This window comes from Chamaesiphon sp. GL140_3_metabinner_50, assembly GCF_025361915.1.
Classification (GTDB): domain Bacteria; phylum Cyanobacteriota; class Cyanobacteriia; order Cyanobacteriales; family Chamaesiphonaceae; genus Chamaesiphon.
This window is the reverse complement of record NZ_JANYJC010000277.1, coordinates 1-2,715: the sequence shown is the minus strand read 5'-3', so window position 1 is coordinate 2,715 and position 2,715 is coordinate 1. Positions and strand designations below refer to the sequence as shown.

Sequence of the window (2,715 nt, the reverse complement as noted above, 5' to 3'; positions counted from 1 at the left end):
CCGATGCAAACCAAGTGCGTTGGCGTTTGGCAAATTGGCGCGTATGGACGATCGTCAGATCGATCGCTTCTGCTAAACTAATCTTACCCTGAATATACTGCCGCATTTCAGCATATCCCAATGTATCGAGCAACGGTAAATCCCACCCATATTTAGTCCCCAAATATTTCACCTCAGCCTCCCAACCCAAATCGAGCATCTGTTGAGTGCGGTGTCGAATTCGGAGTGCCAAAACATCCAAACTTTCACAATCTAAGCCAATTTGGAGAATCGGATAACTCGGTGGATATTCTCCCTGCTGGCTAGAAATCGTTTGTCCCGTTGCATAATAAACCTCCAATGCGCGAATCGTCCGAATTGCATCATTAGCATGAATTTTTAGCGTTGCTTCGCGATCGAGATGCTGCAAAATCTGATAACATTGCCCCTGTCCCAGCGCAATTAATTGCGATCGTAAATCCATCTGCGGCGGTACGCGCGGAATCTTCATTCCCTTGACTACAGACTTAATATATAGTCCCGTACCCCCCACCAGCAGCGGTGTCATTCCCCGCACCTGAAATTTTTCGATTAGTGCCTGCGCCTGTGTTTGATATTGGGCAGCCGTTACGGTACAATTAGGATCGCATGTACTAACTAGGTGGTGCGGTACCAAAGCTAGCTCCGCACTAGATACCTTCGCCGTCGCAATATCAAATTCTCGATAGATTTGGCGCGAGTCTGCACTAATTATCTCAGCCTTGAGCCGTTGGGCGATTGCGATCGCCAGTCCTGATTTTCCGGTGGCTGTCGCGCCACAAATAACTATGAGCATGGGAGAGGGGGGAGCGGGTGGGGAGCCATAAAACGAGTTTCGGTATTTTCATGCTTAGGACAAGCATCTTAAAACATCCTCAGAAGCATCTGTCGCTTTCTTAGGTAATTTATGTTATAACTTTGGAGCGATCCGATTTCTTGGTTGTTTAGAGGCGGCTAGTAGTCGATTTTCGAGGGATTTGATATGGCTAGTGAATATGATGGCAGCAATATTCGAGTAATAGAAGGGCTAGAAGGCGTTCGCTTTCGTCCGGGGATGTATATTGGTTCGATCGGGCCAAAAGGTCTGCATCATTTAGTATATGAGGTTGTAGACAACTCGATCGAGGAAGCACTAGCGGGTTATTGCAAGAATATCGATATCTCGATTAATGCCAATGGTTCGATTACTGTAGCCGATGATGGACGTGGGATTGAAAGCCACAGGGATAGCCAAACTGGCAAATTCTCGATCGAAACAATTTTCACGACTCTTCATCTGGGTAAACATAGAGATTGTGATTATAGAATTGGCGGCGGATTGCATGGAGTCGGGATTGCGGTAGTAAGTGCCCTGTCATCTTGTGTCGAAGTTAAAGTTTGGCGCGATGGTAAAATCCACCGCCAATGCTTTGAGCGTGGCTTTACGGTGTCGGAGTTGGTAATCGTACCCAGTGACAACGATCGCACAGGTACCAGCATCACATTTTTACCAGATTCAGAGATATTCAAAGATAGTATCGCGTTTGACTTCGATACCTTAGCTAATCGATTTAGAGAATTAGCGTATCTTCATGCTGGGATGAGGATTAGCTGCTCTGATTATCGGCTAGAAGCCTCCAGCAACGAACCCAAAATAGAGCATTACTATTATGAAGGTGGGTTGCGGGATTATATCGCCGACCTCAATCGCGATAAACAACCACTGAATGAGGAGGTGATTTATATTAGGGCTGAAAAAGAGCGGATTCGAGTAGAAGTCGCGCTTCAGTGGTGTATCGATGCCGAGCATGATTGCCTTTTAGGCTTTGCCAATACAACTCGGACGATCGATGGGGGAGCGCATATAGATGGATTAAAAATAGCTATAACTCTCGCTGTCAATGAAATTTATCGTCAACATAACAAACTTCAACCGGATGATGCCAATCTCGGTGGCGAATCTATCCGTGAGGGTTTAACTGCCATAGTTGCTGTACTGTTGCCAAATCCTGAGTGGGCGGGGCCAATCAAAACTAAATTAGCTAATAGTGAAGCGCGGGGAATTGTAGATTCGATCGTGTCTGAGGTGCTGAGTGAGTATTTCGCCGCTCGTCCCGATCTTGCGGATGCGATTGTCGAAAGAGCTGTTAAAGCGGCAGATGTGGCTCAAATTAGGAAGAGGGAGCGGGATTTATTACGTCGTCAATCTCAGGAAAACGATCTTCACCCTTCTTAGTTGTTATGGCATATATATATGTGTGTGTTGGCGGTGCTGCGGAGATCTTTACCCCACCCCAACCCTCCCCTTTATAAGGGGAGGGAGCCGGAAAAGTCCCCCCTTTATAAGGCTACGGTGTACAGACAAGTATGGTTGACTTCGTTCTGAGATCTAAATCCCCCCTAACCCCCCTTTTTAAGGGGGGAACCGGATCCGGAAGTCCCCCTTTTCAAGGGGGATTTAGGGGGATTTCTAGGGTTTTCGCTTTTATCCAGACTTGTGTATACACAGTAGCCTTTATAAGGGGGGGTTGGGGGGTAACACCATTCAACCGCTGCCCAGCCGACTCGTATTTACAAGGTAGCTCCTCGTAACCGATCGGCTCGATCGAAAACAGAAGAATAAACATCGATCTTCTCGCTCTCAAAAATATTCCCAAAACTATCTAGATTCGTCTATAGCCTATTTGTGTTATAATTTTGGAACGATTTATCATCAAC

Annotated in this window: 2 protein-coding genes; one reads left to right on the top strand and one right to left on the bottom strand. The window is 46.4% G+C overall.

Annotated features, from left to right (window positions below):
- Positions 1 to 814: tRNA (adenosine(37)-N6)-dimethylallyltransferase MiaA (gene miaA / locus Q0R35_RS13585; RefSeq protein WP_295619110.1), on the bottom strand; the 814-nt coding region annotated here is incomplete at its 3' end.
- Between the two features lie 186 nt (positions 815 to 1,000).
- Here miaA and Q0R35_RS13580 point away from each other — a divergent pair.
- Complete coding sequence (locus Q0R35_RS13580; RefSeq protein WP_295619107.1) at positions 1,001 to 2,233, top strand: ATP-binding protein; 1,233 nt, start codon at positions 1,001 to 1,003, stop codon at positions 2,231 to 2,233.
- The last annotated feature ends 482 nt before the right edge of the window (positions 2,234 to 2,715 follow it).